Origin of the sequence: [Zimmermannella] bifida NBRC 103089 (assembly GCF_001570925.1) — a bacterium.
Classification (GTDB): Bacteria; Actinomycetota; Actinomycetes; order Actinomycetales; family Microbacteriaceae; genus Gulosibacter; species Gulosibacter bifidus.
In genome coordinates, this window is sequence record NZ_BCSP01000005.1 from 104108 (window position 1) to 128242 (window position 24135).

Genomic DNA, 24135 nt, shown 5'->3' on the forward strand with positions numbered 1-24135 from the left:
ACGTTGTTTTTCCGGTTCGCGGGTGTGTCGTGGCTCGAGCCACCTAGCTACCGGCTCGGCAACGAGATCTGCAGCAGGCCACCGTCGATCGGTAGCGTCGCCACAATGAAGTCCGGGTGACGTGAGAATTCGCGGATCAGCGACCGCAAGGACTGTGTCACCGGATCACGACGAGCGGGATCGGCAACTCGTCCGTGGTTCAACGCGTTGCAGACGAGGATGGTGCCGCCGGGGCGAACCAGTCGCAGCGCGTGCTGAATGTGCGCGGCGACGTGGTCGAGCGTTGCGGAGATGAGCACAAGGTCATAGGACGACTCGCTCATTCGGGGGAGTACCTGCAGCGGATCGCCGCTGATATTGCGGATCCAAGCCGGTGCGTGTCCCATGCGGAGCAAGCTGCGACGTTCACGGTCGAGCGCTTCACTGTCGTGATCAATGGTGGTGATGATTGCCTTGGGTGCACCCCGGTGTATGGCGGCACCGGCGACGCCGGCAGTGGCACCGATCTGGATGATCTGGTCGGGAGCTGACACGCTGGCAACGAACGCCAGGTGCGCAGCCAGTGCGGTGCTGACCACCGGAAGCGAATTGGCAAGGGCTTCGACACGAATTCCGTGCTGCAGCGACGTTTCGACGGCTTGTTCGTCGACGTAGCGTCTGCTCAATTCGTATTCGGCCATTGCACTAGGTTAGCGTGTGCCTCTCTTGAGTAAGAATTGGATGCGTTCGGTTTCGGCGCGCTGGCAACGTCGCAATTCCCGGCGTCGGCGGTAAACTGGCGCAATGGCCGGATTGACGTTTGAGAAGCTGCTGCTGATCGGTGTCATTGCCATGTTCATTTTCGGGCCTGAACGACTGCCCGAACTCGCCTCCCAATTCGCGGGGTGGATCAAGCGCGCTCGGTCCTGGGCCGATGGTGCCAAGGACCGTGCTCAGGCTGAGCTCGGCGACGAATTCGATATCGACGAATGGCGCAAGCTTGACCCCCGCCAATACGATCCGCGTCGAATTATTCGCGACGCGTGGAACGAAGCGGGTAACGAAACGGCTGCTGCCGCGGTAGCTGGAGCGACCGCATCCGCCGCCGTTGCCGCAACGCCTGCGGCAAGGCAAGTCGACGGCATGAGCTCGGCACCTGCCTGGGCGCTGGGCGCTCGTGGCGCCGACACGCTCGTGCCGGGCAGGGCGCCATTCGATAGCGAGGCTACCTAGGTCGAATCGCGTCGCTGATGGCCATGAGCTAGCGGGCCTTCAGCCGGCCTCGTGAAGCGGCCCCTTGCTAGCGCGTCGAAATGCCGAGCGATCGTCCGCTCAGGCCTCGCGGTTTGTGCATGATCGCGCGTGCGGCTTCGGTGAGGGAAACGGCCGCAGGGTCATCGGGATGGGACGTCACGATCGGGGTGCCCGCATCGCCGGCGGCGCGCAGCGTCTCGCTCACCGGTACTTGCGCGAGCAGCGGCACCCCCAAACGGTTGGCAACCTGCGCGCCGCCGCCAGCGCCAAAGAGTGCGAATTCGGTGCCGTCGGGCAGACGCGTGGGCGAAAGCGTTTCAACGACGCCAATAAGCCGCTGCCCAGTCTTCGCTGCCAATGCGCCGGAACGCCACGCCACATCGGCCGCCGCGGGCTGCGGTGTGGTGACGACGAGCACCTCGCTGTGCGGCAGCAATTGCGCCAGGGAGATGGCGATGTCGCCAGTTCCCGGCGGTAAATCAAGCAGCAGGATGTCGAGGTCGCCGAAAAATACGTCGCGCAAGAACTGCTCCAGGGTGCGGTGTAGCATCGGGCCGCGCCAGGCCACTACCTCTTCGGCATCGCGCAGGAACATGCCGATCGATACGGCTTTAACGTCGTGCGCCACCGGCGGCAGCATGAGCTCGCCCACCTGTGTGGGCTGGGCGCCCGGGGGCATGCCGAGTAAGCCCGGTACCGAGAAGCCATAGACGTCCGCATCCACGATGCCTACGCGAAGCCCCTGACTGGCCAGCGCGACCGCCAGGTTCACGGTCACCGTCGACTTACCGACACCGCCCTTGCCGCTGGTTACCGCAATAACCCGCGTGAGTGAGTCTGGGGTAAACGGATGCGCATCGCGGCGACCACCGCGCAGGCGTTCGGTGAGTGCGGTGCGCTGGGCGGCGGTCATGACGCCAACCTGCAGGGTGTAGGCGCGGTCGCCGATTGCGCGTTCGATGGCGGCGCGCACTTCGGTTTCAATCTGCGAGGCGGCCGGGCACCCAACGATGGTCAGCCGCATCGACACGGTGATCGGCCCGGATTCGGGTACGTCGATGTCACCGATCATGTCGAGTTCGGTGAGCGGTCGGCGAAGCTCCGGGTCGAGAACGGTCGCGAGTTCGCGGTGGATGCGGTCAGCCAGCGGTTGGGTCATCGGGGAGCGGGGCAGCGTTAGCGTGTTGGTGGGGTTTGATCGTTGTTCGGTGCGCCATGGGGCGAGTCGAGGCGAGCCGCTTCCTGCGCGGCGATCTGTTCTCGCTCGATCTGCCGCTGCTCAAGTTCTTCGGCAATGGAACGCACCTCGGCACGAACGAAATCCTTCGAGGCCAGCTCGCTGGCGAGCATCCGCAGCGCCACCATTTCGCGCGTCAGGTATTCGAGATCGGCGACTTGGCGTTCGGCGCGCTGACGGTCCTGTTCGATCTGCACGCGGTCACGGTCGTCCTGACGATTCTGCGCGAGCAGCAGCATTGGTGCGGCGTACGAAGCCTGCAACGAAAGCGCGAGGGTGAGTGCAATGAACCCGAGGTCGGCCGAGTCGAAACGCCATTCCTTCGGTGCCATCGAGTTCCACATCATCCATGCGGCGACAAACACCGAAAGGATAATGAGGAACGCTGGCGTACCCATGCCGCGGGCAATGGCCTCCATGGAACGGCCAAGTAGATCACCGCTAGTGCGTTCCTTGCGTTCCTTGCGCTCGCCGCGTTCGTTCCGGTCGCTACGGTCTCCTCGCTCGTTGCGGTCGCTCGAGGCGTTACGCGAGGTGCTACGGTCACGCGATGAGGTGCGTTCGCGAGGTGGGCGAGCCTTGGCTTTTGTTGCTGACTTTGGAACAGACAGCAGCTCGTCGTTCTGATCGATTTCAGCCATGAACACCTCCACGGTTTTGCTGGGCACCCGACTGCGAGGCCGAGTCGCCCGTGGCGACCGACTGTGTCAGCGGGGGCAGATCGATCGCAGCCGTAAACGTGCCAGGTTCGCTACGGTCGTCGGCCGCGGCCTTGGCACGCCAGTCATCGGGCAGGATGTGGTCGAGCACGTCGTCAACGGTGATGACGCCGACAAGGCAGTCATCGTCGTCGACAACGGGGAGGACGACCAAGTCATATCGTGCCAGGGCTCGCACGACGTCAATGTCGGGGCTCGACGTGTGTACCGGCTCGACACGCTTGTCGAGGATCGTGCCAACGCGTTCGTGGGGCGGGTAGCGCAACAGGCGCTGGAAGTGCACGAGACCGAGGTAGCGGCCCGTTGGCGGTTCGTAGGGGGATGCGGTGACGAACACGGCCGTGGCGAGTGCAGGCGCGATTTCGCCGCGGCGAATAAGCACGAGGGCTTCGGCAACGGACGTATCGGCCGAGACGATGATCGGGTCGGTGGTCATCAAACCACCGGCGGTGTTCGGCTCGAATTCGAGCAGCATACGCACGTCTTCGGCCTCTTCGGGCTCCATGAGCTCGAGGAGTGCGTGCGACTTTGCTTCATCGAGGCGGCCGATGAGATCGGCAGCATCGTCGGGCTGCATCTGGTCGAGGACGTCAGCGGCGCGTTCTTGATCGAAGTGCTCGATGATGACCAGCTGGTCGTTTTCGTGCATCTCTTCGAGCACGTCGGCCAGACGCTCGTCTTCCATTTCTTCGACGACCTCAAGCCGACGGCTTACCGGCAGCTCGAGCAGCGCATCCGCGAGGTCGCTCGGTTCCATTTCGGAGTGCGCGGTGAGGAACTGCGTGGCGGGTGTGTCGACTTCGGGGTTGAGATCGAGTTCGATCTGTTCCCATTCGATATAGCGGGTCGGTGCTTTACCGAACAGTGTCTTGGTGGTGCGGGGGAGCCGCACGTAGAGCTGCCCGACCGACCAGTCGCCGGCGTCGTCTTCTTCGATCGACAGGTCTTCGATGGTGCCGCGCACCTGTTGCTTCTCGCGCAGCGTGCCGGAGTGGTCGAGGATGTCGGTGAACACGCGAACTTCTTCGCCGCGCTGTTCGAACGGACGATCGTCGACCTCATCCCAGTCAACGATGAGCTGCGAGGAACCGATAGCGAGCACGTGTCGCATCGGCACGAACATGCCGCGGCGGAAGCCTTGCGGTTCGACGAGGATGCCGTTGACCGATGGCGCGCCTTCAGAGCGGTAGGTGACGATGACGTCGCGGAACTTGCCAACGCGGTCTCCGCCGGGGTCAAACACGGCGGTGTTGGCAAGACGGGCTACAAATACCTTGGCTGCGGACACGCCCCCAATGCTACTTGCGGGTGGATGCGTTGGGGCTGTGCCAAGCCGAGCGGCGCGGTGGTCGCCCGGGTCGCGGCGTGATGTTCGCTGCCAGCATGTGCGCCATTCGAGCGGAATCCAGCACTCGGGCAGCGATGGCGGCAACAATGGGAACATGAGTACTCCGCGCGCCAACTTTGGTAACCAGCTCCCCAAACTTCCTGAGGGAGTTGTTGTCGCGTCGTATCAGAGCTACGACGAAGCCAGGGCTGCGGTCGATACCCTCGCACGCCGCGACGGTTTCTCGCTGCAACAGATCTCCATTGTCGGTAGTGACCTCAAGTCGGTTGAGCGGGTCATGGGTCGGATGAGTGCGGGTCGAGCTGCTGCCAGCGGTGCCGTGACCGGTGTAATGATGGGGCTGTTCGTCTCGCTGATGTGGCTGCTGATTTACCCGCAAGCGCAATTCAGCTCGATCATCGGCGTGTTCTTGCTGGCGATTGCCTTTGGCGTGATTTGGAGCCTGCTGGCATACCTCGTATCGCCGCGAAAGCGGGAGTTCACCTCGATGATGCAGCTCACTGCCGCGAAGTTCGACTTGCTCGTGCCCGCATCGCTCGCAGCTGAAGCGGGGCAGGTGCTCGGTGTCGGGCGCAATGCGGGTGCTGGGCGTTTGGCATCGGCACCGGATGCGCACGGTCAGTCGCAGGCAGTGCCCGGTTTGCCGTCGTGGCCCGACGTAAACCGAACGCTGCAGCAAGAACCGGTGCCGGGCGCATCCACGCAGCCGCCGAGTATGGCCGACCAATCGAACGCTTCGTCATCGAGCGCCGATACTGACGCCAACACCCCACCACAGCGGCCGCGTACCTACGGCGAGATGCAGGATGAACTGCGCCGGCAGGCGGCAGCTGAAGCCGCTCGAAACGCGGAAAGAAACGAGGGTAGCTAGTTGCAGTTGTGCCGCTGAGTACGCACGCCGGTCATGACGGGGAGTCATGGCCGGCGTTTTGCATTTGTGAAGATTGCGTCTGCTGGTGTTGCTGGTGTGTCGAGCGGTAGTACGTTGCGGTGTGCCGCGAATACTCGGTGACACGTACTGCGCGTTGCACACTGTGTGTTGCATACTGTGCGTGACGTAGTTATGGTGGACGTGTTCAAACGCAATGAAAGGCAGCAGCGATGATCAGCCCTGAGGTGATTCGCGGATACATCGACCTGATCGTGCTCGAGTCGTTGCTTGACGAACCCTCGTACGGCTACGCGATTTCTCGACGCGTTGAGTCGCTTACCGCAGGGGAGTACGAAATCAAAGAGACCACCCTGTATTCGGCGCTCCGTCGCCTCGAAAAATCAGATTTCGTCAGCTCGTACAAGGCCAAAGCCGAAACCGGCCGCATCCGCACCTACTACGAACTCACGGCTACCGGGCGCGAACACTATGCCAACCGCGTCGCCGAATGGGTGAGCACCGGAGCACTCGTGCGCCGATTCATCCGCGATGAGCACCTTGCCAGCGTCGGCACCACACCCAAGTCCACCCAATAGTGCTAGGACCCATCATGGAAACCCTCACCAGCTATGTAGATCACATGTTTCGTGCGCTGCCAGCCAATGACGAAGTTCGTCGGGCCCGCGCGGAACTCGAGCAAATGGCACTCGACCGCTACCACGAACTGCGCGATGAAGGCTGCAGCGAAAACGAAGCCGTAGGTCGCGTAATTACCCAGTTCGGTAACCTCGACGAACTTGCCGATGATTTGGGCATCCGCAGCGAATACGATCGTTCGCAGCAAGACCGGCCGGTATTTATCCAGCGTGCTGAAGCCGATGGATTCCTCAAGGCCAACGGACTGGTTTCGCGGTTGATTGCGAGTGGTGTTGCGACGGTGCTCACCGGTGTAGCGGCGTTCATGCTGATCGGTGGCACGACTGACCCAACTATGACCGGGGGCGACAAGCTCATACCGCGCGAAATTCTCGCACTTACCGTGATGTTCCTCATGATCGGGCTTGGCGTCATGCAGTTCATCTTCGCTGGTGTCAAAAACGAGAAGTTTGAACGACTCGGCGAAACGGGTGCGGAACTCGACCCAGCATCTCGGGCGCACTTCAGCAGCCTGCGAGAACGCGAAGGAACGCCATTCGCGCTGGGCATCGGAGCCGGCGTCCTTGCAATCATGCTCGGTATCAGCACGATGCTCATGCTGCTCTCGATCCGTGGCGAAAACGACATCCTCGGCCCGGCAGTGTTCCTGCTGTTCGTCGCCGCTGGTGTGGCGCTGCTCGTAATCTGCGGTATGCGACGCTCTGCCATTAGCCTGCTCGCAGGCGAGGGCGACTACACCCCTGAGAAGCGCAACACCAACGAACTGCTCGACAGCATCGCAGGCATCTACTGGCTCCTCGTTGTCGGGATCTTCCTTGTGTGGGGACTCGCCTTTGACGGTTGGGAGCGCAGCTGGGTCATCTGGCCGATCGCCGGTGTGCTCTTCGGCGTGATCGCGATTGTCTCGGAGATGGTTGCCAAGAACCGCGAACGCAAGTAGTGCATCGCGACGTGTAACTATCGAGGGGCCTGCCGAACTGTGACGTTCAGGAGGCCCCTCGTCTTTGCTGCTGCGCGACTAACGCTGGCCGGACTCGGTTCGTACGGTATGCATCCACGCCTCAACATCGTCGGCGGTACGCGGGATGTGGCGCGACAGGTTTTCGGCACCCGTTTCGGTGACGAGAATGTCGTCTTCGATGCGCACACCGATGCCGCGATACTCGGCAGGGACGGTCAGATCATCGGGCTGGAAGTACAAACCCGGCTCGATGGTGAAGACCATGCCCGCCTCCACCGTGCCGTCCATGTACATTTCGCGACGCGCCTGGGCGCAGTCGTGCACATCAATGCCAAGGTGGTGGCTGGTGCCATGCACCATGTATCGACGGTGCGGCACCTGATCCGGCTTCAGCGCGTCTTCGAGTGGCATCGGCAGTAGTCCGAACTCGTCGAGCGATTCAGCGATCGAACGCATTGCCGTGTCATGCACATCGCGGAAAGTGATACCCGGACGAACGATCGCGAACGCGGCGTCGGCGGCTTTACGAACTGCTTCGTAGACGCGGCGTTGCACCTCGGTGAACGTGCCATTCACAGGCAGCGTGCGCGTGATGTCGGCGGTGTAGTACGCGTCGCCCTCGACACCGGCATCAATCAGAATCAGATCACCATCGCGAACCGCACCGTCGTTGTCGGTCCAGTGCAGGATGCACGCATGCGCACCGGATGCCGCGATAGTGCCGTAACCGACGTCATTGCCCTCGAGGCGTGCGCGCGAAAAGAACGAGGTCTCGACGATGCGCTCGCCGCGTTCGTGGCCGATCGCGCTGTCGAGGTTCCGAATGATGTCGTCAAAACCGCGAGCCGTCGCATCAACGACCGATCGCATCTGCGCGATTTCCCACGCATCCTTAACCAGCCGCTGCTCGCTGATGACCTGGGCGAGTTGCGGGTTCGTGCCGGTGCGGTCGCCGCGATGCGGGGCGAAGTCGGCAATCGGCGCCGTTGCGATTCCGAGCATGGTCGCAACTTCGTCGAGCGAGGGGCGAGGACCCGTCCAGAATTCGCCAATGGCCGCATTGGCATAGAACTCGTCGGTGTCGCGGCCAGCTGCCTCACGGAAGTACAGCGTGGCTTCGTGCCCATCGGCGGACGGATCGAGCACAAGTACAGCTCCCGGTACCGTGGCCGAGCCCCAGCCGGTGAGGTAGGTGAAGGCGGTGTCCGCGCGGTACGGGTAGTCGGTGTCGTTCGAGCGAACCTTCGGGTCGCCAGCTTCGATGACGAGCCGTTCGCCACGGAATGCCTGCGAGACTCGCTCGCGGCGTGCCGCAGCGAAGTCGGCGACTTCGGCACGTACCGGCATCGGGCGCTCGCGGTCGGCCCAACCCGACATGATGAAGTTGCGGAAGGAATCGGAATCGGGCGTCGAGCTGCGATTCTCGTCCTGACCTTCAGGGACCGATTTCGTCGATTCGACGTTGTCAGTGAGGTTGATCTTGTCGGAATCTGTCATATGCCAAGTGTTTCATATTGCCGGCTTTGCGGCGGCAAATGGATTAGGGGTCGATCCCGTGCAATGACAGTCGACAGTGCAGCAACCGGTACCGAGTTTGGTAGCTGTCTAGCCTGCTGGCGAGAGCTCGGCAAACACCGGACGGTGGTCAGAACCCGAACGGTCTTCGCGGGTGATCACCTCAAAGCCGGTGACGTCCCACTGATCGGTCGTCATCACGTGGTCAATTGCCGCGACAAGTAGCGGGGGCTTGCCGCTGGTCCAGGTGCCCGCAGCACCGGCACCTGCCGCAACTGCCGCATCCCGGCAGTCACCAAGGTGTGCGCCCGAACCGTTACCGAGCCCCGACAGGTGATCGATCGTGGCGTTCATGTCACCGGCGAGGATCGTGTTGCCGGTACAGATTGACGCCACCCACTCGAGGTCAGATTTCCAGGTGTCCATGCGCTCGGGCACGGGCGCGAGTGGATGCGCGGCCACGAGACGGGGTCCGTCACCGTCTGCAGGCTCCGCGATTACCGTCGCTAGCGCGCTGGTGTCGCCGAGATCATCGATCTTCACGTAGGTACCGAGCTCCTCCGACACCAACAGCGTCGTCTCGGCCGCACGGAAACCGGGGGCACCGGTGCCAGAAATCACCTGCATCGGCTTGCCGAGGTCTGCAAGCTGCGCGGCGATCTCGATGCCCATATCTTCGGTGGTTTCGGGCAACATGAGGACGTCGACGTCGTAGTCGGCTGCCAATTGGGCGATCTTGGGGGAGCCCGGTTCGTTGCCGAGCGTGTTCCAGGCGAGCACGCGAATCGCATCATCGGCACCGGTAGGGGGCTTCACGAGTGCTACACCACGACCGAATAGGTCGAGCGTGCCGAAAGCCAGGACTACGGCAACGGCAAGTGAAACCACGCTGAACACGGCGCGCCCGCCGTGCCGGAGCGCGAACGCCAGCGCGACACAGATGAGCAGCACACCGGCACCGACCAACAGGTGAATCAACCTAAACGGCACCGCCTGCGCAAACGGCACCGTGTGGTGGAGGCCAAGCAGCTGCGGCCACATAGCCAACACACCTACGCCCACCGCGATGGCGGTGAGCACACTGGCGACCAAAGTCACCAGAACGGGTGAGGTGCGGCGTTGATTCATAACCGCCTGAGCTTAGCGCGGTTGGCTGTCGGCACTATCAGCAAACAAGATGACCTTGCCATGACACAACGCATCACTGCGCTGGCATCGACGCCAACGCGTTCGGGTCGGTAACGTGAATGTACCCGCATCAACGGAAGGCGCACGTTTTGCACAACGAACACGGCATCGACCTGCACACGCATTCGAATGCCTCAGACGGCACCGAATCGCCTGCCGATGTGGTGCGTGCTGCTGCAGCAAGCGGTCTACACACGATTGCTCTCACCGATCACGACACGGTTTCGGGGTGGGATGCGGCCAGTCGCGCGGCGCTGGAATGCGACATCACGCTCCTGCCCGGTATCGAAGTGTCTAGCAAGTTCGGTGGCGCCTCGGTACACGTGCTGGCCTACCTGCCCGACCCATCGCATCCCGCGCTCAACGAATCGATGGCGCGCGTACGCTACGACCGCATCCACCGAGCCGAACGCATCGTGGCCGCGATCGGTGCCGATTACGAACTGACCTGGGCCGACGTTCAGGCAGTTAGCGAACCGGGGGCGACCATCGGCCGCCCCCACATTGCCGATGCCCTCATTTCGCTGGGAATCGTTGGCGACCGAGGCGAAGCATTTGCGGGAATCCTGCATCACCGCAGCAAGTATTACGTGCCGCACGAATCGCCGTCGCCGGCCGACGTTGTGTCGCAGATCGTCGCTGCCGGGGGAGTCCCCGTACTCGCGCATGGTGGCAGCCGAGGCGCGGCGTTGCTCACCGAAGCGCCCTTTGCCGCGCTCGTCGAGGCCGGGCTTGCCGGTGTTGAGGTTGGACACCGTGAGAATGATGCGGCGGCCCAGCAGACGCTCCTTGGCTACGCTGAGCGGTACGACCTCATCGTCACCGGCTCGAGCGACTATCACGGCGATGGCAAGCCAAATCGTCTGGGCGAACACACAACGGCGCCGGACCAGCTGGCTCGAATTATCGAGCAGGCAGCTGGCACGGCGCCGGTGAATTTGCGCTAATACCTACCGTTTGGGGCACGGTACGCGTCCGTCCCGAACGCAACTACTCCGTAGCGGCGTCGGATGCGGTCGGTGCCGATCCGCCATCTGTACCGTTGGCGCCGCTCGGCTTGCGGCGACGGCGGCGACGTGGCTTGCGCGGGGATTCGCCATTCGCATCGCCAGCAGTCGGAGCCGGCGAGGATTCGGCGTTGTCGCTGGCCTGGGTCGAAGCATCTGCCGGGGTCGAACCATCAGCCTCAACCTTGCGGCGAGTGCGGCGACGTGGGCGCGACGACTTGCGTGCCGAGCTGCCGCCCGACTTGCCGTCGGAATTGCGCGACGACTTGCGTGCATTCACTGCGGGAGCGGCCGAAGCCAGACGACCCTTGGTGCCCTCAGGAATATTGAGTTCTTCGTAGAAGTGCGGGCTCGACGAGTACGTCTCCAGCGGCTCATCGTCACCGAGCTCCAGCGCCTTCGCAATCAGGCCCCAGCGGCGCAGGTCATCCCAATCGATAAGCGTGACGGCAATACCGGTGCGGCCAGCGCGGCCGGTGCGGCCAACGCGGTGCAGGTACGTTTCTTCGTCGTCGGGAATCGTGTAGTTAATGACGTGGGTGACATCATCGACGTCGATACCGCGAGCAGCGACGTCGGTAGCGATCAAGACGTCTTTCTTGCCAGCCTTGAACGCCGCCATGGAACGCTCACGCTGTTCCTGGTTCATGTCGCCGTGAACCGCAGCCACCTGGAAACCACGATCGCGCAGCTCATCGAGCAGCTTCGACGCGGAACGCTTCGTGCGCATGAAGATTACGGCCTTTTCGCGTCCTTCAGCCTGCAGCATGCGGGCAATCATCTCGTCCTTGTCGAGCGGGTGCGCGCGGTAGACCAGGTGGCGAATGTTCTTCTGCGTAATGCCCTCATCTGGGTCAGTAACGCGGATGTGCACCGGGTTCGACATGAATCGACGGGCGAGATTCAGGATGGGGCCCGGCATCGTTGCCGAGAACAGCATCGTGTGGCGCACGGCAGGGAGGCGGTCGAAGATGCGCTCAATGTCGGGTAGGAACCCGAGGTCGAGCATCTTGTCGGCCTCGTCGAGCACGATTTCGGTGACGTTGCTCAGCGAAATGATGCGCTGGTTCATCAGGTCGATCAGTCGGCCCGGCGTCGCAACCAGAACCTGTGCGCCGTCCTTAATTTGCTTGATCTGTTCCTCGTACCCCTTGCCACCGTAGATCGGCACAACAACCGTTTCACGATCGCGTACGGCCAGCTCGAGATCTTCATATACCTGGGTCGCAAGTTCGCGGGTCGGCGTCACCACCAAAGCCTTGACACCCGGGGTCGGTGCGGTACCGATGCGCTGCAGCAGCGGCAAACCAAAACCGAGCGTCTTACCGGTTCCGGTCTTAGCCTGGCCAATGATGTCCTGGCCACTCAGTGCCAGCGGAATGGTCTGTTCTTGAATGGGGAAGGCATCAATAATGCCCTTTTCGGCGAGTACGCCGGTGATGTCGGAATCAATTCCGAGTTCAGTGAAATTCACGAATTATTGCCCTTACACAGGTTGCGGTGCGAGCGCCCACTTACCCAGGGCGCGCAGGTGCGGTCGACAGCACCGTTCTTTAGCCTAGTCGCCCGACATCGGATGCCGCCGGATTCACAGATTGTGCGCAATTCGCTCGGCCCTAATTGGTGGCCTTGAAACCAACCTTTATGTCGGGCGTCATTTGGGTCGATAGGATGGCGAAGTGACCGACGCAACTGCCGAAACGAATCCGCAAACCGCACCCTTCGCATCCCTCGTACTTGACGAACAGCGATTGCACGCACTTGCTGATGCGCTCGTTGCGCGGCAGCGACGAGAACTCACCGCCGTCGCAGAATCGACCGAGTTCAGTGACGACGCCCGTGCATCGCTTGCCGATGCGATTGCCGCGCTGCCTGCAGCTACCGGTGCTCAGGACGAAGCTGCCGTGGCACTGCTCGAAGTGCTCTGGGCCCGAGTCACCGGCCGCGACACGGCGGAACACGTCTGCTCGCTCGTTATCGCCAGCGGCATCGCGATGGACGCAATTGCCGAACTCGCGAAGCTGTCGGGCACATCGATCGAAGCACACGAAGCCTTCACCGCCAGCACTGCGGCCATCATTTCGGCGTTGGAAATCTGCTTTGCCGCTGACACCAAACTCGATGACCGCCTGGCCATGTGGGGACGCCGCGTAGCTGGTGACACCGTGGTCTGGTCGCGAGAAATCGTTGGTATTGAACCGGGAATGAGCGCCGACGAGCTCACAGCCGGTGCCGAGGCCGGTGCCGAACGCTTTGCCAAGGCGCTGTTCGCGGAGCACTCGCGTCGCATGAACCTACTGAAGCTCGCAGCGTAAACCTGCGCTAACGATTCGAGGCCCGTCGCACCAGGTGCGCGGGCCTCGAATCGTCTGGTCGACAGCGGGCGAGTATCCCCTGCCGCTGAGTATCCCCTGCCGCCGTGACCTAACGGCGCTTGAGCAGGCTGCCGAACACCGTGCGAACAACCTCACGAATCACGGTCTTGCCGGTGCGTGACGAAGCAATCTCTTCGATGATTGACTTTTCCCGGCGCACGGACGTGCGGCTGCGCGTCGAACGTGACGTGTCGCGTTCGCGGATTTCGCGTTCGATGCGCGCAGCTTCGTTTTCGGCAGCCTTGGCTTGAGCTTCGGCTTCGGCTGCGGCGGTTTCCTCGGCGCGTGCCGCGGCGGCGGCATTGTTGATCTTCTTGGCCAGAATCTCGGCGGCCGACTCAGGGTCGACCGGCGTGCCATACTTCGCCAACAGCGGGGATGCTTGTACCGCGGCCTGAATCTGTGCCATCGGTGTCGGGTCCATCGACCCCTGCGGTGCCCGCATGCGCGTCCAGGCCACCGGTGACGGTGCACCCTTTTCGTTCATGACCGTGACGATTGCCTCACCCGTGGCGAGCTGCGTCAGCACCTGTTCGAGGTCGTAGCCCGAATTCGGGTAGGTGCGGACAGTGGCGCGCAGGGCTTTTGCGTCGTTCGGGGTATGGGCACGCAATTGGTGCTGGACTCGCGAACCGAGCTGCGCTAAGACATCCTCTGGCACGTCCTTCGGCGTTTGCGTGACGAAGAAAATACCGACACCCTTCGAACGGATCAGCCGCACCGTCTGCACGATCTGCGCAACGAAGTCCTTCGAGGCGTCCTTGAACAGCAGGTGGGCTTCATCAAAGAAGAACACCAGCTTGGGTTTGTCGAGGTCACCGACCTCGGGTAGCGAACCGAATAGATCCGCCAACAACCACATCAAGAATGTCGAGAACACCTGCGGCTGCTGCGCGACACCGGGGATCTCGAGCAGCGACACGATGCCGCGGCCATCGGCAGCCGTACGCATGAACTCGGTCGTATCGATCTCGGGTTCGCCGAAGAACACATCGGCGCCTGCGGCCGCAAAATTCGTGAGTTCTCGCAAAATCACCCCGGCGGTCTGCTTGGATACTCCGCCGATGCCGTCGAGTTCTGGCTTGCCCGCATCACTTGTCAGGTACTGCAGCACCGCACGCAAATCTTCGAGGTCAACGAGTGCCAAACCGTTCGCATCCGCGTAGTGGAAGACAAGGCCGAGGCACGATTCTTGCGTTTCGTTCAGACCGAGTACCTTTGCGAGCAAGAGCGGGCCGAAGCTCGAGACCGTTGCACGAATGGGGACGCCTTCGCCGCGGCCGCCGAGCGAGAAGTACTCGACCGGAGCGGCAACCGGCTGCCAGTCTTGACCGATGCTCTTGGTGCGGGCCAGCAGCTTTTCGCTGCCAACGCCGGCCGTGGCGACGCCCGAGAGGTCACCCTTGATGTCGGCGGCAAAAACGGGGACGCCTGCGGCCGAGAGCTGTTCGAGCATGACCTGCAGGGTCTTCGTCTTACCGGTACCCGTCGCTCCGGCGACCAAGCCGTGACGGTTGGTCATCGCGATCGGGATGCGTACTGGTACGTCGGCGAGCGGGGCACCGTTGACGAGCGCGCCGAGTTCGAGAGCTGGTGCGTCGAAACCGTAACCGTCGCGGATCGCGGTTACTGCATCCGGATCGAGCGGGCCATTGGTTTCAGGTGTCGTCGCGGTGGATGTGGCGGCGGGGGTTTCCGATGCAGGTACCGCGGCTGCGTCCGCCGCAGTCTCGGCTGATGTCGACGCTGATGCCTGCGCGGCTGCCTGCTCTGCCGCGGCAAGATCGGCCTGCGCCTTGGCGAGGGCCTCGCGGGCCGCCTCGAGATCGGGAGTTGCTTGCGTTGCGTCTTCAGCCATAGGTTCAGCCTACGCAATCTCGACCAACGGGCGCCTGCGAAAACCGATTCGGGGCGAACCGGAAGTACCGATTCGCCCCGAATGCGCCGTCTGGCGATGAACGCCAGAACGACCTACGAAATTGAGCTGCGGTGGCTCAAACGCTCGAGCAGGTCTTCGTCTGCTTCGGCGCGGCGCTTGGGCAGCATCAGCGCGATGCTGAAGCAGACGGCAGCCACGATGACCACGAGGTACAGCCAGATGTTGCCGGCGTCGTAGCGCAAGAACGTCAGATTAAACAGGCGCATCGCCCAGCTGGCGGCAACCCAGTAGATCAGTGCGGTTGCGCCACCGATTCCGGGGAGCAACGCCAGACCGATCGTGGAAAGTGGCTTGGCAAACGGAATTGCTGCGGCTCCGATCAGGATGCCGAACAGACCGGCAAAAATGAGTTCAAGATCCATGACTATGCGGTGAATCCGACGCGACGAACGGTTTCTTCACCGATTTCGACGAACGCGATCTGCGCTGCGTTGACGAGGATGACGCGGTCACGTTCGTCAGTGAAACGGGCAACGCCAGCGTCGGCGGCAATCGCCTCGGCGACGAGCTTCTCAATTTCGGCAGCCGATTGATTGGTCTCAAAAGCGAGTTCACGCGGCGAGTGGAGGATGCCAATGCGCAGTTCCATGAGCTTGTCCTTTCTAAGGGAAGACAACGCGACCACAATACCCGCAGCTCGCCGCATCCTTTGGGAATACCGCGTCAAGCGAACTGATTCCCGTCTCGAGGTGGATGCGGCTGGTCACGGCCACATCTGTGCGTCAGTCGGATGTCGGAGGGTGTGGATACAGTGTCGATATCGGGAACTTCCGCATGGATTCGCACGAAGGGCAGCACGATGGCACCGGACTCAACAACATCAGGCGCAGCCGCGTCGCAGGCGACGTCGCACGCAACGCCAGCGACTCATTCACTGCCTGGCGCGATCGTTCTGGATGCATCACAGCAGGCAGTTGTCGATGCTTCGGCGACCTCGTCGCTCGCGGTGCTCGGCGCGCCGGGTAGTGGCCGCACCACGACGCTGATCGAGCTGGTCGCTGCCGAAGTTGAGCAGCGGGGGACTGACCCCGAACGCATCCTTGCTATTGGTGCAAACCGTCGCACGGCCGCGATGCTTCGCGACCGCTTGCAAGCACGACTCAATCGTGCGGTGCGCGGTCAACGACTCGGGCGCACGCTGCCGTCGATTGCCATGGAAATCCTTGCCGAAGACAGCATCCGTACGGGGGCACGCGAACCCCGCTTGCTGACCGGTGCGCAACAAGACGCCATCTTGCGGGACCTGCTCGAAGGCGATGTTGTTGATTATGAAACGCACGGTGTTTGGCGTTGGGGCGCAATTGATCCCGAAACCCTGCGATTGAACGGGTTCCGAGACGAGGTGCGCGCGCTCCTGGCCGCAATGGTTGAACAGGGAGTTACCCCGAGGCAGCTACGGGAGCTCGGTACCGCCGACGACACGGATCCTGATTGGCTCGCGAAGAACCGTTTCCGCATTCACTGGCCGGAAGCCGCGGACTTTGCCGATCGGTACTTTGATGTGCTCGAGTCCGGTTACGAGGGCGTCCTCGACACGCCGATGGCGGCTCGCGATGCCGCGCGAGTGCTGGCCAGCCGTGTACCGGGCACAGAACGGCTCTATGACGATCTCGCACTCATCGTGGTTGATGACGCGCAAGAACTCACGGCTTCGGCACGTGCGCTCATGCTGGCACTCCACGCACGGGGAGCGCGATTGGTCACATTCGGTGACCCCGATGCGGCGACCGGAGCCTTCCACGGTGGCGAAGCCACGTTCGCGTCGGGATGGACCGACGCGGCAACCGGACGAGTGGTATCGCAGCACGTCTTGCACACCGTGTACCGGCACCCGCAGTCGATTCGAGACGTTGTTCGTGCGCTAACGAATGGACTTGGTGCGGCCGGTGCTGGTGAACAGCGTCAGGCAAATGCCGCGTCGGCCCCGTCACCAACCGCAGCAGCCACGACCGCTGATGTCGCCGGCGCGTTCACGGTTTTGGGCGACTCAGACGTCGACGAAGCAGCCCAAATCGTGCAGTACCTGCGTTGGAACCACTTGATGAACGGCATCGCGTGGCGCGACATGGCCGTGATTGCCCGTAGCGGCGGGGCACTGCCTGCACTCGCGCGAGTGCTCGAACGCGACGGAGTTCCGGTGACACAGTCGACACCGAACGATCCGGCGAACGACGCTACGGTACGGGCGATTCTCAATATGGGCACGATGATCGCCAGCAATGAGATTGCTGCGCCGATGCTCGAATCCGTCTTGCAATCGCCACTTGTTGGCATTGATCCCCTGCAGATGCGCGCGCTTCGACGCCTGGCCTACTTCGCGCACGACGAATTGCGCCTTCGCACGACGGACGCAACGCAGACTCCGCAATCGCAAAGCGGAACCGACGCGGAATCGCTTCGAGACGTTGCCGATGCTGCAGGCGCTCGATCACATTCGTCTGGAGCCGCCGTGCTTGCCCGAGCAATTGCAACGGAAATCGGCCAGCGCACTCCGCAAACCAGCACACTGACACTGCAAGCGATCATTGACGCGAATCGTCGCGGATCTGTCTGGCCCGACACGATCGCCAAGCTGCGTTCGCTCGTGGACGCACTATCACGGATGCAGACCCGCTTCGTGCGGCAGGAACCGATTGATTCCGTGCTCTTTGAAGCTTGGGCCGACGAAAAACGCGCCGAACGCTGGCAGGAGATCGCGCTCTCGAATGAGCCGGGTGCATCCGAGTTGAACCGTCGACTCGATGCAGTTGTCACGCTTTTTGAACGTGCAAAACGCCTTGTCGAACGTGAACCTGGCACGGCACTGGAGTCGTTTATTGCACGATGGCAGGCCGGAGGCGTGCAAGAAGACACGCTGATCGCGCGCAGTTGTCCCGACGCGGTCACCCTGACCACACCCGCGGGCAGTGCCGGGCAGCAGTGGCCGGTCGTCGTCGTGGCCGGGGTCACCGACGGTGTCTGGCCAAATCTGCGCCTGCGTGACTCGCTCTTGGGCGCGACCCGCTTGGCTGAGGCACGGGACAATTCGACGGCCATCTCGTTAGTTGACCGACGCAAGGCCGTCTTGTTCGATGAGACAAGAATGTTGGTCTCGGCCGTGTCTCGAGCCCAACAGCAACTGCTCGTCACGGCAGTTGCGAGCGCCGACCAACAACCCTCGTCGCTCTGGCAACGGATGCCGCTGGCATCGGTGCCGGATGACATTGCTGCGCCTTTCGCGGCGCTAGCAACGATCGATGCTGTTCGAACGGAACACGAATCTGCGGTAGACGATGAGCAAGGCGCAACGCAGCGACAGCGAGCTCGACGACTCGACCTCGATGGCCTTGCTGCCTACCTGCGTCGAGTACTGATTCACGAGCGCTTACTTGCGTCCAAACAACTCATTAATCACGAAGAGGCCATTCAAGCGCTGGCGCAGCTCGCTCACGCCGACGTTCCAGCTGCCGACCCAAAGACCTGGTTTGGCATTCGGGAGATGAGTACGACGGCTCCGCTGGTCGAGGTGCGTGACGGTCAGGCGACACTTTCGCTATCGCCGTCGGCAATTGGCAAGCTTCGAGACTGCCCGGTCGAAGCATTCCTCGACCAACACGCATCCAGCATGGCGACAGAAGCACAGTGGCTCGGGACCATGATTCACGACTTGGCCGAGCACGAAGACGACTATCCGAGTCACGAGTCGATGCTTAATGAAGCCCTCGCTCGAGTTGATGCGTATCCGGTCCAGGCGGAGTGGATGCGCGAGGTTAACCGAACGACCGTGCGCACACTGGTCACCGGTTTATGGGACTACCTGAAGGAGGCGGGCGACGCCATTGGGCACGAGCAGTCGTTTGTGTCGCCGCACACGGTGTCTGCCATCGACAAGTCAGGCGAACTTGTTGACGTCGAGGTTCGAATGCGAGGCAAGATCGACCGCACCGAATTGACCCAAGACGGCGTGCGCATCGTTGACTTCAAGACGAGCAAGCAGGCCGACACGAAAGCGAATGACAACGCACAGTTGCAGTCCTATCAACTCGCCTGTGTGCGTGGCGACATTGCCGATGTACCGGCCAACACCGCATTTGCCTCAGCCGCATTGGTGTACCCGCGAATCACTAACGGAAAGGGCGCAAAACAGAAGTCCTGGAAAGAAACGGTGCAGAAGAAATTTGATGATTCGCAGCTGGCCGAGATTGTGACGGAGTTCACCCGGTTAGCGTTCGCCCGAGTGGGCATCAACCTGCAGGACGTGCCACCACCGCAAGAACACGGCGAATTTGAATCGCCGCACCAGGCAGCAAAATCCACCGGTGAGCTGCCAAACCTTGCAAATCCGCCTGCCTTTCAACGAGACGTCGAACATCACTGTGCCAAGGAATCACACGGTGGTTTCACCCACAGCTGCCGACTCCACACGATTGCCGAGGTTTGCGACTAATGACCAACGTCACCGTCACCCACGAACAGATTGCACAGGCGCTCGCCGGTCCCGGCAACAAGTTCTACCCACCCACAGCCGAACAAGAAGCCATCATTGAAGCTCCGCTAACACCATTGTTGGTAACCGCTGGTGCGGGTAGCGGTAAGACCCAGACCATGATGAATCGAGTGCTTTGGCAGGTCGCTAACGGTCGCGTCGCGCCGAGCGAGATCATCGGACTCACGTTTACCCGAAAGGCCACGGGGGAATTGCGGGAGCGCCTGTATGCCGGATTGGACCGGTTGCGTAAGGCCGGTCTCGCCGACATCGACGAATTCGACCTACCCGAGGTCAGCACCTACAACTCGTTTGCCGACACGCTGTATCGACAGAATGCGTTGCTCATTGGCTATGAGCCCGACGCGCAATTGCTTGATGCACCCGCGGCAATTTCGCTGATGCGTGAGGTCGTCCTTGACTCGAGGATTCCTGAACTCGAGATGCTTGAAAGCCCGAGCGTGGCAACGCTGGTCAAGGACTCGCTCAAGTTGGCGAACGAGATGCGTGACAACCAAGTCAGCGCTGCAGATATCCGTGCCTATGGTGAGCAGCTGCGGCAACAGCTTGCAACCGCAACCGGCGGGGACAAACTCGATCAGAACTCCGAAGACAATCTCATTTGGCAACTTGACGAGTTGAACATCCATGCGCAGCTTGCTGAGTCATACCAGCGCGTTAAACGCGAACGCGGTCTGATCGAGTTTGCCGACCAAGTGGTGCTCGCTCGCCAAGTCATTGCCAATGAACCGGCGGTCGCACAAGAACTCTGCGATCGATTCAAGCTCATTATTTTTGACGAGTACCAGGACACCTCGGTATCGCAGGTCAAAATGCTCTCCGAGATTTTCCGAGGTCGAGGGGTCGTCGCCGTTGGTGACCCGAAGCAATCGATCTACGGCTGGCGTGGGGCCAGCAGCGAGAACATGTCGAAGTTCTATCGAGATTTCGGCAACAGCGCCCAAACTCCACTGAGTCTGTCGACATCATTCCGAAACGACCGACAAGTGCTCGAAGCCGCGAACATCATCGCTGGAAAACTGCCGGAATCTGCGGATCTGTACGCCAAGCCGCTCGAGGCGAAGCCGGGCGCAGGCCAAGGATCTGTTGAGTTGCAGTTCTTCGCGCGCGACGAAGACGAAGCCGAGTCGGTGGCGAATTGGATGCGGTCACAGCTGAATTGCGATCCGAACCGCACCGCGGCCGTTCTCGTGCGCAGCCACCGGCAGATCACGCCCATTGCCGAAGCGCTCGCCGCTAAGGGGATCCCGTTCAACCGAGTCGGACGCGGCGGGCTGCTCGAAACTCCAGAAATCACCCACATCACCTGCTTGATCCGTGCGGCCGCAAATCCGTACGCGGGCAACGAACTCATCCGCATCCTTACCGGCGCTCAGTATGCAATCGGCTTGGCAGATGTTGTCGGTCTGAACCGACTGGCAACACAGCTTCACCGACAAGACCCGCGTGGCTATTCGGTCCTTGATGATGACGCTCGCTCACGCGAAGAACTCGACCCGGGCGCCATCGATAGCAACGCTTCGCTCGCGGAAGCGCTTGAGTACTTGCGCACGCATCCGAACGCGAACGTGCAGGTAAGCGAGACCGGACGCGAACGCATGGTCGCCGCAGCGGAACTCCTGCACCAGATCCGGCAGCGGCTGCAACTGCCGCTGCCGCAGGTGGTCGACTTCTGCATCACGGCATCCGGAGTGCGCTTGGAAGCGATTGCGAACCCCAGCCTGGCCATGGCCGATGCCAACCTCGACGCATTCGTTGACGCGGTCAGTCAGTTCACGATGTCGGCGCCAGGCGCTGACTTCAATGAGTTTCTTGACTGGCTCGATGTTGCCGAACAGCAGAACGAGCTAGAAGAAGTCGTTGAAGTGACTCCGGAACACGGCGTCGTACAGCTCATGACCATTCACGCGGCGAAGGGACTCGAATGGGATGCGGTCGCGATCCCCGGGTTCCTCCAAGGAACGCTGCCGAATTACAACGGTGCTCGGCGGTGGCTGTCAAAGTCGGCGTTGCCGTACCCGCTACGGGCCGACCACGAAAGTCTGCCGTCCTTAGACCTGACCGAATGTGCAACGAAGAAGGACGTCCAGCAGCAGGTACACGGCGGTAAAGCACTCGATATCTTGGATGATGTCGAATTGTCGGACACATTCATTGTTCAGAACCTGCAGCACAAGCTTCATGAAGCCCGACGGCTAACGTACGTCGCGATGACTCGTGCTCGCGAAGACCTGCTCATCACCGCTGCGGCAACTCGTCGCCAAACTACGACCGTCAGTCTTCCCTCGGAGTTCTGGTTTGAACTGCAGCCGAAGGTGCCGGTCCTCGCTGGCACCGACATGACAGCCGTGCAACAAGACGGTCAGCTGTGTGATGAACACGGTGAACCAATGCACGTCATGGCCGAGCACCTTTGGCAGGCGGCGAAACGAGATCACTCGGGCGACGCACTTGTTGACCAGCTTTACCGCGTGGTGAAAGGTAATGAAACCGTTCGTCAAACGACCGACACCTGGCCGCGTCTGCCGATGGGCGAGCAAAAGCGAGCGCAGGTACTGTCGCTCGCAACCGAAGTGCGCGAGGCCATGGACGCATCGGCAACACCCACCACGTCGGGTGGTGCCACCGGCGCATTGGCCGGGTTGGTCGACCTCTTGCTGGCCGAGCGTGACGATACGAGTGGCCCGGTCCTGGCACTGCCCGAACGATTCGGTGCATCCAAACTGAGCGATATCGTGACCGATCCGGTTGGTGTTGCCAAACAGCTCGCGCGGCCAATACCGCAGCGACCGTTCGCCGCCACGTTGCTCGGAAACCTCTTTCACAACTGGGTCGAGTCGCTCTACGGCGACGCAGTTGTCGGCGGTGCGCTCTTTGCAGAAGGCGAAACCCTCGACGAAGACCGTGTCGAAGCTTCGCTGCAGCTCGCCAGCGAAGCCGAACGAGAAAAACTCGCGTCGCTGCAAGCAACGTTCCTCGCCAGCCGGTTTGCAGTGCAGGGCAACACACCCAAGGCCGTTGAGCTGCCGATCCACATGCCGCTTGGCGACTTCGCACTCGTCGGCAAGATCGACGCCGTCTACGAATTCGAAGACGGCACCATCGAGATTGTGGACTGGAAAACCGGTCGTGCACCGACGACCCCCAAAGAAATTGAACAGCGCGAGCTGCAGCTCATGTGTTACGCCCACGCCTACGCGGCGGGCTACGAGGTGCCGATCGAACGCATCCGCGCGACGCTCTACTACGTCGCCGATGATCGAGAAATCAGCATCGATCGCATTGAGTCACTCGAACGACTCGAAAGGCGCTTGCACGAGGCTGAGCAACAGCTCCGAGACGCAGCAGCTTCGTCAGCGCGGTCGGAGCAGGCCCAGAACTAGTTACGGTCGCCGAGCGGGTCGAAGGATGCGGTGGCATCGTCGACCCGTTCGGCGTCGGACGCCGACAGCTCGGTATCAGAAGCGTCGTTTTCATCAGCATCGGATGCGTCAGCGGCAGCATTGATGGCAGCGCGTTCCGCGTCAGTCAGGTCGTCGCCCAGGTCTTCCGGGGCCTCCATGTCGGAGTGCATTGGTCGTGAGGGCAAGCCAGTGCGGGCCCGGGTGCCCGCGTCGGCAAGCAGCGCCTGGACTTGTTCGAGGTCGAGTACCGGCAACGTCTCGTGACGGATCGTGGACTCGTCGAGGGCGCGCACCCGCGTGACCAAACCATCGAGCAGCTGCTCCGCATCCGCAATAATTGCCGGATCTTGCGTGGTGACGCCGTGAATCAGCCAACGAGCAAGCTCGAGCTCGGCATACAGCAACGAACGCTGGCGAATCTGTCGATCGACCGAAGCCCCGCGGGCATCTGTGTACTCATCGAGCAACGCGCGAACGACCGCACCGTCAAGCGTGTGGATCCAGCGCATGTCCAGAGCCGGGTCGCCGATCTGCAAGTCGCTCCAGCCCAAGACACCCGTGATACCGGCGCCGTTCGTTACAAACGAGTAGCGCTCGAGCGAGCCGTGAATGACCGACGGCACAAAATCCCAAAGCTGCGGGTCATCAATCGCCGCGCCCCAACGATCAGCCAATGCCGCTGGCAATCGGTTCGTCGTGTCGGCACGATCCAAGAGCTGCTCCACCTGTTGGCGCGACTGGCTCGCGGTGCGCTCGGGTAGACCAGCCGCGGCAACAAACTGGCGAGGCAGCGCGTGAATAGCCGCAAGCGCACGGCCAAGATCAGGCACGATCATCGAATCGAAATCAAGCTGCACGCGGTCCAGGGTCGTGCCCGGAATGAACCCGTAGACGCCGACGCTTCCGGCGCGGTCACGCAGCACACCGAACTCGTGCGGTACCGCGAACGCGAGTCGCGCACGAATACCCTGCGTCATGACCGCCAGGGCCCGGCTACGAGCAACAAGCTCGTTCTCGGCGTCCTCGGTTACGGCGCGGCGAACCAACAGCGTGACACCATCTTCGGTGCGCACAACCGCCGAGTCGTAGTTTCCGCCAGAATCGGTAGTCCATTCGGCAGCGCCGCTAATTCGCAGATCCGGCACTGCCGCGGTCGCGAGACCGGCAAGTTCAAAGCAAAGACCACTCATGCGGG

Annotated in this window: 19 protein-coding genes; 8 read left to right on the forward strand and 11 right to left on the reverse strand. The window is 61.8% G+C overall.

Annotated features, from left to right (window positions below):
- Window positions 1–47: 47 nt before the first annotated feature.
- Window positions 48–680 (reverse strand): O-methyltransferase, encoded by a 633-nt coding sequence (locus tag ZBI01S_RS05900; protein ID WP_066057733.1) that lies wholly within the window; start codon window positions 678–680, stop codon window positions 48–50.
- A 103-nt stretch (window positions 681–783) separates the two neighbouring features.
- Between ZBI01S_RS05900 and ZBI01S_RS05905 the strand changes: the two genes are divergently transcribed.
- A complete protein-coding gene (locus ZBI01S_RS05905; protein ID WP_083524556.1) occupies window positions 784–1212 on the forward strand; it encodes a twin-arginine translocase TatA/TatE family subunit in 429 nt (142 codons plus the stop codon).
- Window positions 1213–1279: 67 nt separating this feature from the next.
- Here ZBI01S_RS05905 and ZBI01S_RS05910 read toward each other — a convergent pair whose 3' ends face one another.
- Genes ZBI01S_RS05910 through ZBI01S_RS05920 form a run of 3 tightly spaced genes read right to left on the reverse strand, consistent with a single transcriptional unit; the run spans window position 1280 to window position 4477 of the window.
- Window positions 1280–2392, reverse strand: a complete 1113-nt coding sequence (locus ZBI01S_RS05910) for an Mrp/NBP35 family ATP-binding protein (protein WP_066057736.1) — start codon at window positions 2390–2392, stop codon at window positions 1280–1282.
- A 17-nt stretch (window positions 2393–2409) separates the two neighbouring features.
- Window positions 2410–3111, reverse strand: coding sequence for a DUF1003 domain-containing protein (locus ZBI01S_RS09555; RefSeq protein WP_083524566.1), 702 nt, complete (start codon window positions 3109–3111; stop codon window positions 2410–2412).
- A complete protein-coding gene (locus ZBI01S_RS05920; protein ID WP_083524557.1) occupies window positions 3104–4477 on the reverse strand; it encodes a magnesium transporter MgtE N-terminal domain-containing protein in 1374 nt (457 codons plus the stop codon). The genes ZBI01S_RS09555 and ZBI01S_RS05920 overlap by 8 nt, the downstream gene beginning before the upstream one ends.
- Before the next feature lie 154 nt (window positions 4478–4631).
- Between ZBI01S_RS05920 and ZBI01S_RS05925 the strand changes: the two genes are divergently transcribed.
- The 3 genes from ZBI01S_RS05925 (at window position 4632) to ZBI01S_RS05935 (ending at window position 7005) form a co-directional block, all read left to right on the forward strand.
- Entirely contained in the window at window positions 4632–5408 is a 777-nt protein-coding gene (locus ZBI01S_RS05925; RefSeq protein WP_066057738.1) for a YflT domain-containing protein, read from the forward strand.
- Window positions 5409–5638: 230 nt separating this feature from the next.
- Window positions 5639–6004, forward strand: a complete 366-nt coding sequence (locus tag ZBI01S_RS05930; protein WP_066057741.1) for a PadR family transcriptional regulator — start codon at window positions 5639–5641, stop codon at window positions 6002–6004.
- A gap of 14 nt (window positions 6005–6018) precedes the next feature.
- Complete coding sequence (locus ZBI01S_RS05935; RefSeq protein WP_159421425.1) at window positions 6019–7005, forward strand: permease prefix domain 1-containing protein; 987 nt, start codon at window positions 6019–6021, stop codon at window positions 7003–7005.
- Window positions 7006–7083: 78 nt separating this feature from the next.
- On the opposite strand, the gene ZBI01S_RS05940 is transcribed toward ZBI01S_RS05935, so the two are convergent.
- Both ZBI01S_RS05940 and ZBI01S_RS05945 read right to left on the reverse strand, forming a co-directional pair.
- A complete protein-coding gene (locus tag ZBI01S_RS05940) occupies window positions 7084–8523 on the reverse strand; it encodes an aminopeptidase P family protein (RefSeq protein ID WP_066057747.1) in 1440 nt (479 codons plus the stop codon).
- A 108-nt stretch (window positions 8524–8631) separates the two neighbouring features.
- Window positions 8632–9669, reverse strand: a complete 1038-nt coding sequence (locus ZBI01S_RS05945) for an endonuclease/exonuclease/phosphatase family protein (RefSeq protein ID WP_083524558.1) — start codon at window positions 9667–9669, stop codon at window positions 8632–8634.
- Between the two features lie 149 nt (window positions 9670–9818).
- On the opposite strand from ZBI01S_RS05945, the gene ZBI01S_RS05950 reads away from it, so the two are divergent.
- On the forward strand, window positions 9819–10676 hold the full coding sequence (locus ZBI01S_RS05950; protein WP_370664370.1) for a PHP domain-containing protein: 858 nt from the start codon (window positions 9819–9821) through the stop codon (window positions 10674–10676).
- A gap of 43 nt (window positions 10677–10719) precedes the next feature.
- Here the strand turns inward: ZBI01S_RS05950 and ZBI01S_RS05955 are convergent, their stop codons facing one another.
- Window positions 10720–12210 carry a DEAD/DEAH box helicase gene (locus ZBI01S_RS05955; protein WP_066057756.1) on the reverse strand — a complete coding sequence of 497 codons (1491 nt, stop codon included), beginning with the start codon at window positions 12208–12210 and terminating at the stop codon, window positions 10720–10722.
- Window positions 12211–12415: 205 nt separating this feature from the next.
- On the opposite strand from ZBI01S_RS05955, the gene ZBI01S_RS05960 reads away from it, so the two are divergent.
- Window positions 12416–13051, forward strand: coding sequence for a hypothetical protein (locus tag ZBI01S_RS05960; protein ID WP_066057759.1), 636 nt, complete (start codon window positions 12416–12418; stop codon window positions 13049–13051).
- A gap of 109 nt (window positions 13052–13160) precedes the next feature.
- Here ZBI01S_RS05960 and ZBI01S_RS05965 read toward each other — a convergent pair whose 3' ends face one another.
- The 3 genes from ZBI01S_RS05965 to ZBI01S_RS05975 form a co-directional block, all read right to left on the reverse strand.
- Window positions 13161–14969: a helicase HerA-like domain-containing protein gene (locus ZBI01S_RS05965; RefSeq protein ID WP_066057762.1), complete on the reverse strand. Its 1809-nt coding sequence runs from the start codon at window positions 14967–14969 to the stop codon at window positions 13161–13163.
- 113 nt (window positions 14970–15082) lie between these two features.
- The gene (locus ZBI01S_RS05970) at window positions 15083–15412 is read right to left on the reverse strand and encodes a hypothetical protein (RefSeq protein WP_066057764.1); all 330 of its coding nucleotides are present in this window, start codon (window positions 15410–15412) and stop codon (window positions 15083–15085) included.
- A gap of 2 nt (window positions 15413–15414) precedes the next feature.
- A complete protein-coding gene (locus tag ZBI01S_RS05975) occupies window positions 15415–15639 on the reverse strand; it encodes a DUF3107 domain-containing protein (protein ID WP_066057766.1) in 225 nt (74 codons plus the stop codon).
- 210 nt (window positions 15640–15849) lie between these two features.
- On the opposite strand from ZBI01S_RS05975, the gene ZBI01S_RS05980 reads away from it, so the two are divergent.
- Together ZBI01S_RS05980 and ZBI01S_RS05985 are read left to right on the forward strand one after the other, a co-directional pair.
- Entirely contained in the window at window positions 15850–19476 is a 3627-nt protein-coding gene (locus ZBI01S_RS05980; protein ID WP_066057769.1) for a PD-(D/E)XK nuclease family protein, read from the forward strand.
- Window positions 19476–22919, forward strand: a complete 3444-nt coding sequence (locus ZBI01S_RS05985; protein ID WP_066057772.1) for an ATP-dependent helicase — start codon at window positions 19476–19478, stop codon at window positions 22917–22919. Before ZBI01S_RS05980 ends, ZBI01S_RS05985 begins: the two co-directional genes overlap by 1 nt.
- On the opposite strand, the gene ZBI01S_RS05990 is transcribed toward ZBI01S_RS05985, so the two are convergent.
- Window positions 22916–24130, reverse strand: coding sequence for a phosphotransferase (locus ZBI01S_RS05990; RefSeq protein WP_066057774.1), 1215 nt, complete (start codon window positions 24128–24130; stop codon window positions 22916–22918). The two genes, ZBI01S_RS05985 and ZBI01S_RS05990, sit on opposite strands and share 4 nt — an antisense overlap.
- Window positions 24131–24135: the final 5 nt, after the last annotated feature.